This window comes from Actinosynnema sp., assembly GCF_052038725.1.
The window spans coordinates 1-5618 of the sequence record NZ_JBQGCX010000702.1 but is presented as its reverse complement, the minus strand read 5'-3'; the positions used below and the strand labels follow the sequence as shown (position 1 = coordinate 5618).

The window sequence follows — 5618 nt, the reverse complement described above, 5'->3', positions numbered from 1 at the left end:
AGCCGGTCGGCGCGGCGGGCGCGCTCGTCCAGCAGCGCCTGCTTGCGGGAGGAGAACGCCTCGTAGACGTCGGTGCGCCGGTCGGCCAGCCGGGCGAGGAAGTCGTCGAACTCCCCGAAGCGGGACTCCAGGTTCTCCAGCTTGAGCAGCAGCCCGCCGAGCTGCTCGTCGCAGCGCTCCGGGGTGTCGGCGACGGCGATCGCGCCGGTGACGGCCTGGCCGAGCAGCGCCAGCTCGGCGGCGAACTCGGCGCGGCCCTCGGCGGCGACCAGGTCGCGGCGGCGGCCGTCGACGGTGGCGCGGACCCGGTTGAGGCCGGCCAGCACGGAGCCGATGCGCTCCAGCACCGAGGTGCGGGCGGTGGCGTCGGCGATGTCGAGCCCGCCGACGACCTCGGTGAGCACCTCGAGGCCGCGCTGCTGGGCGAGCAGCTCCTGCGCCAGCGGGGCGGCCTCGGCGGTGGTGCGCAGCTCGGTCGCCTTGGCCAGCAGCGAGTCCACCTGCTCCTGGTGCGCGGCGAAGGCGTCCTCGCGGCCGAGGAACGCCACGGCGCGCGCGCCGACCGAGGCGATCTCACCGTCCAGGGTGGACACCAGGCCGTCGATGCGCTCGTCGTCGGCGTAGCGCACCTCCTTGAGCGTCACCAGGTTGCCCTGCGCGCCGCGCAGGTCGGTGAGCAGCCGCACCCAGGCGTCGGCGGTGTCGAGCACGTCGCTGTGCGCGCGGCGCAGCAGCGCGGTGACCCGCTCGTCGGCGTCGGACAGCGCGCCCTCGGCCTGCGCGGTGAGCTCGCGGACCGTCTCGAACTCGTCGAGCACCAGCTGCGCGGTGGCGCGCAGCCGCGTGACCGGGGTGCGCAGGTCGCCGAGGTCGGCGTCGCCGAGCCAGTGGTGGGTGTCCACGACCCTGGCGCACGCGGCGATCAGCGCCTCGAACACCGCGGCGGTCGGCTCGCTCTCCTCGGCGGCGGCCACCACCGACAGGCAGTCGGAGATGCCGCGCACCAGGTCCGCGTTGCCGACCCGCTCCAGCGGTCCGGTCCCGGTGCGCTGGGCGGCGGCGTGCGTGTCGGACTGGAACGGGGTCAGCCACACCTGCACCGGGTGCACCCTGGTCGGCTCGTCGCCGCCCGCGCGCAGCAGCACGAGGCCGCCGTCGTCGAACAGCGCGTGCCCCCGGCACGGCAGCGGGGCGGCGACCTCCTTGCGGATCACGTTGTAGGGCAGCAGGAGCGCGCGGTCGGCGGCGCGGAAGGCGTAGAGGACGTCCTCGCCGGTGGGCGAGCGGACGACGCGGTCGAACGCCAGGCCGCCGGTGTCCACGCCGTCGAACGTGCGGGCCGCGCCGGTGGCCAGCAGGTAGCCGCCGGGGAAGACCAGGCCCTGGTCGTCGGGCAGCCGCACGCAGGAGGCGCCGATGCCGTCGAGTCGGGTCGCGGCGCCGGTGCGGGTGTTGAAGACCAGGTGCCGCCAGGCGGTCTCGTTGTACGGGCGGACCCGGATCAGCACCAGCGGGCCGACGCGGGCGTGCTCGACGTCGGCGTCGGCCAGGCTCTGCAGCGGGTCGTCGACCGGCTCGCGCAGGACCGCGCGGTCCGAGTCGGGGTCGTTCTCGGTCTTGATCACCAGCGAGCCGCCGACCGCCGAGACGAACACCTCGCCCAGCACGGAGATGTGCGGGTGGCGGCCGAGGACGTGGTCCTCGCGGGTGGCCGGGGTCCAGGTGAAGTCGTGGGTCGGCGGGTGGACGTGGTCGCGCTCGCCCCGGTTGTCCAGGTAGCGCACGGCGCCGTCGACGCCGACCTCCCAGCGCAGCACCCGGATGTCCTGGGCGCGGGCGCCGGTCTGGACCACCGCGAGCAGCCTGCCCTCGACCCGGCGCAGCCGGACCAGGCGGGCCTGGCGGTAGTAGCGGTGCAGCTCGGCGAAGTCGCGCAGGAAGCCGGGGTCGTCCAGGAGGCCGGGCAGGTCGTCGTCCCCGGCGTCGAGCAGGGTCGCCGAGCCGTCCACGTCGGGCTGCCCGCCGGTCCCCGCCGCGCGGCGGTGCAGGGAGAGGACCACGGCGACGGCGGACACGTCGCCGCGCAGCGCGGCCGGGGCGTGGTAGCCGACGAGCAGGCGGCCCGCGACCTCGACCACGTCGACCGGGACCAGGTTCGCGCCGGTGCGGACCTGCTCGGTGCCGAGCAGCCGCAGCTCCGCGCCGCCGAACGCCTCCAGCCTGCGGGTGTTGAGCGCCTCGGCCGCCCCGGCGAGCCCGGCGGCCTGGTCGGCCAGCCGGGCCCGGAGGATCTCGTAGGCGCCCGCGTCGAGGGCGGCCGTCACGACTGCGCGGCGAGCGCGGCGACGGGGCGCTCGGCGACGCCGAGGCGGGTGGCGTGGTCGAGCAGCTTGCGGAGCTTGTCGGCGTCGGGGCCGCCCGCGCTGATCATGTGGTGGAGCGCGGCGGACACGGTGAGGTTCTTGACGTCCTCGGTGCCGAACGAGCCGAGGACGCGGGTGATGTCCTCGGTGAAGCTGGCCTTGCCGTTCAGCCACGGCTCGACCAGGGTGCGGGCGACGTCGGAGTGCTCGACGAACCCGTCGACGCCCTTGCCGACCGAGATCGCGCCGACGACGCGCTCGAAGAACGCGGTCTCGCCGCCGACGATGTCGATGTCGGCCTTCTCCAGCCCGGCGGCCAGCACGGCGGCCTGCGACTCGGCGACCTGCCGCTGCACGTGCAGGCCCGCGAGGCGGATCTCCTTCTCGGCCTCCAGGCGCAGGCGGTACTCCTCGTGGCCGCGGGTGACCTCGTCCATGGCGGCCATGGCGCCCGCCTTGTCGGCCAGGCCCTCGGCCTCGCCCTTGAGCTTCTCGCGGATGGCCTCGGCGGCGACGAGGGCCTTCTCCCGCTCCACGACGGCCTCGGCGCGGCCGACCTTCTCCACGGCGGCGGCGGAGCGCTCGCGGACCTGCGCGTCGGCCAGGCCCTCGGCGGCGGCGTCGGCCTGCTTGCCCTCGGCGAGGCGGATCATGGCGCGGGCGTCCAGCTCGGCGGCCTGCTGGCGGGCCTCGGCGAGCACGAGCTCCTCGCGGGCCTTGAACTTCGCGGCGGCCTCGGCGGCCTCGGCGGCCTTGATGTCCTTGACCAGGCCCTCCTGGGCCTGCCCCTCGGCGCGGATGACGGTGGCCTGGCGCTCCCGCTCGGCCTCCTCGACGGCCCGCAGCCGCTTGATGTTCTCCTCCTGCTCGGCGACCGTCTTCTCCACGGCGACGCGCTCGCGCACGACCTCGGCGACCGAGCGCTTCTCGCCCTCGACCTCGCGCTCGGCGGCCATGCGCGCCAGCTCGGTGTCGCGCTCGCGGGAGACGACCTCCAGCAGCCGGTCCTTCTCGATGCGCTCGGACTCGATCGCGATCACGCGCTCGCGGTTCTTCTCGGCGACGGCGATCTCGCGGTTCTTGTTCTCGTGCTGGATGCCGAGCTGCTCCTCGGTGCGCAGGTGCGCGGCGCTGGCCTTGAGCCGCTCCTCGGCCTGCACCTTGGCGATCTCGGCCTCCTCGCGCGCCCGCAGCGTCTCGACCTCGCGCTTCTGCTTGATCTCCGCGTCGGCCTGGCGGCGCTCCAGCTCCAGGATCGTCTCGCGCGCCTCGACGTTCTGGCGGGTGATCTCCTTCTCCTCGGTGCGCTGGAACTCGTTGGTGCGCACGTGCTCGATCGCCGTCAGCTCGGTGATCTTGCGGATGCCCTGAGCGTCGAGGATGTTCGTCGGGTTGAGCTGCGCCATCGGCGTCTGCTCCAGGTAGTCGATCGCCGCGTCCTCCAGGCTGTAGCCGTTGAGGTCGGTGCCGATGACCCGGATGATGCGGTCGCGGAACTCGTCGCGGTGGGTGTAGAGGTCGACGAAGTCGAGCTGCTTGCCGACGGTCTTGAGCGCCTCGGAGAACTTGGCGTTGAACAGCTCCTGCAGGGTGGCCTCGTCGCTGGCGCGCGCGGTGCCGATCGCCTGGGCGACCTTGATGACGTCCTCGACGGTCTTGTTGACGCGCACGAAGAACGTGATCCGGATGTCGGCGCGGATGTTGTCCTGGCAGATCAGGCCCTCGGTGCCCGCGCGGCGGATCTCGATCGTCTTGACCGAGATGTCCATGATCTCGGCGCGGTGCAGCACCGGCATGACGACGGCTCCGGTGAACGTCACGTCCACCTTGCGCACCTTGGACACGATCAGGGCCTTGCCCTGCTCGACCTTGCGGAACAACCGGCTGACGACGACCAGCAGCGCGATCAGGACGAGAGCGCCGACGGCGATGAGCACGCCGAGGCCCGTGGTGATGGCACCCATTCCCGGAAAACCCCCTACAGCGAAGAGTTCAGCGGCACGACCCAGAAGAACTCGCCGTCCGGGTCGTACTGGTAGATCACGGCCGTGTCCCCCGCCGCGAAGGGGTCGCGCCCGGTCTGGCGCACCTGCACGAGCGCCGACGAGCCGTCGCCCGAGGTGACCTCGGCCTGCCCGAAGTCGGAGGTGACCGTGCCGGTCCGCACGACGCAGGTGAGCCCGACGAAGTCGACGCGCGACGCGGAGCGCTCCGGTTTGCGGAACGGCTCGACCGCGAGGCGGGTGAGGAGCAGCCCGAGCAGCAGCGACAGCAGCAGCAGCCCGACGCCCAGCAGCGTGCGCGGGACGGGTTCGAGCTGCGCCTGGTCGAGCAGCACCCCACCGGCCAGCGAGCCGAACCAGGACAAGGCGACGAGGATCGAGACGGAGACGGCGGCCGGGAAGTCCCCGAGCCCGAGCCCCAGCTCGAAGCCGACGTCGTCGGAGTCGAGCACGCCGAGGACGGCGAGGAGCCAGAACACCACCACCAGGACCAGCGGAACCCCGAGCACGACGGCGGGGAACGACAGCGCGGCGGCGGCGAACTCTCCCAACGAACCTCCCAGCTTCGTCTTGCGGCGAAGATAGCTGGACGCAGGGGGTGCGCGTGGGGGAACGGCGGAACGTGTCGGGCGGCACACGGGGCGTGGGGAGGAGGTGGGGGTCGGGGACGGGCCAGGAGGGGGCGCGCTCCGCTAAGCTGTGGGGTGAGGGCTGCTAGCTCAATTGGCAGAGCAGGAGACTTTTAATCTTCGGGTTCAGGGTTCGAGTCCCTGGCGGCCCACCACGCTTGACCTGGGTTTTCCCTTGTCGCTCGAGTCCTCCGACACCGGCGGTGCTGTCGGAGTCCGCCGGGCCCGCGTCGCGCCCGTGAACACCCGGTCCGCGAACGCCCACCTCCACGCTGTTTGCCCTGCACGCCAGTCCTTGATGGCGTCTTGGCGATATCGACACCGCCGCGCTTCGCAGGACGAGCGACCGCAAGCGCGAACGACCACCGCCTCTGGTGCCGCGGCGTCGACCTCTGGGGTTCATCTGCGCGGCAGGGCGCAAACGCTTGGAGAAGCAGGCACCCCGCGGCCAGCGAAGCTGGAGGTGAACATGAAAGCTGAGGTGAACGGCTAACAAATCATGGGTGAATCGCGACTTCCGATCTGATCGGAGGTTCACAAAATGCGCATCCGCCTCATGTTTTCCTGCTTGCTGTTGACCGCTGCCGCCGCCTGCTCTCAAGGTGGACGAGTTTCGAGTGACA

3 protein-coding genes and 1 tRNA gene are annotated in these 5618 nt (G+C 72.4%); 1 reads left to right on the top strand and 3 read right to left on the bottom strand.

Features of this window, described 5'->3' with window-relative positions; translation table 11 throughout:
• The 3 genes from ACTUAL_RS14765 to ACTUAL_RS14755 form a co-directional block, all read right to left on the bottom strand.
• The coding region (locus tag ACTUAL_RS14765; protein ID WP_440900645.1) for a DNA repair ATPase at positions 1–2324 on the bottom strand (2324 nt) is incomplete at its 3' end.
• Complete coding sequence (locus ACTUAL_RS14760) at positions 2321–4327, bottom strand: SPFH domain-containing protein (RefSeq protein ID WP_096497283.1); 2007 nt, start codon at positions 4325–4327, stop codon at positions 2321–2323. The genes ACTUAL_RS14765 and ACTUAL_RS14760, both read right to left, overlap by 4 nt.
• A gap of 14 nt (positions 4328–4341) precedes the next feature.
• Positions 4342–4917, bottom strand: a complete 576-nt coding sequence (locus ACTUAL_RS14755; protein ID WP_440900644.1) for a hypothetical protein — start codon at positions 4915–4917, stop codon at positions 4342–4344.
• 157 nt (positions 4918–5074) lie between these two features.
• On the opposite strand from ACTUAL_RS14755, the gene ACTUAL_RS14750 reads away from it, so the two are divergent.
• A tRNA-Lys gene (locus ACTUAL_RS14750) sits at positions 5075–5150 on the top strand.
• Positions 5151–5618 lie beyond the last annotated feature (468 nt).

What these genes read in the sequence shown, in the direction of transcription:
- ACTUAL_RS14760 (WP_096497283.1), bottom strand. Translation starts at nt 4,327, where the DNA reads ATGGGTGCCATCACCACGGGCCTCGGCGTGCTCATCGCCGTCGGCGCT.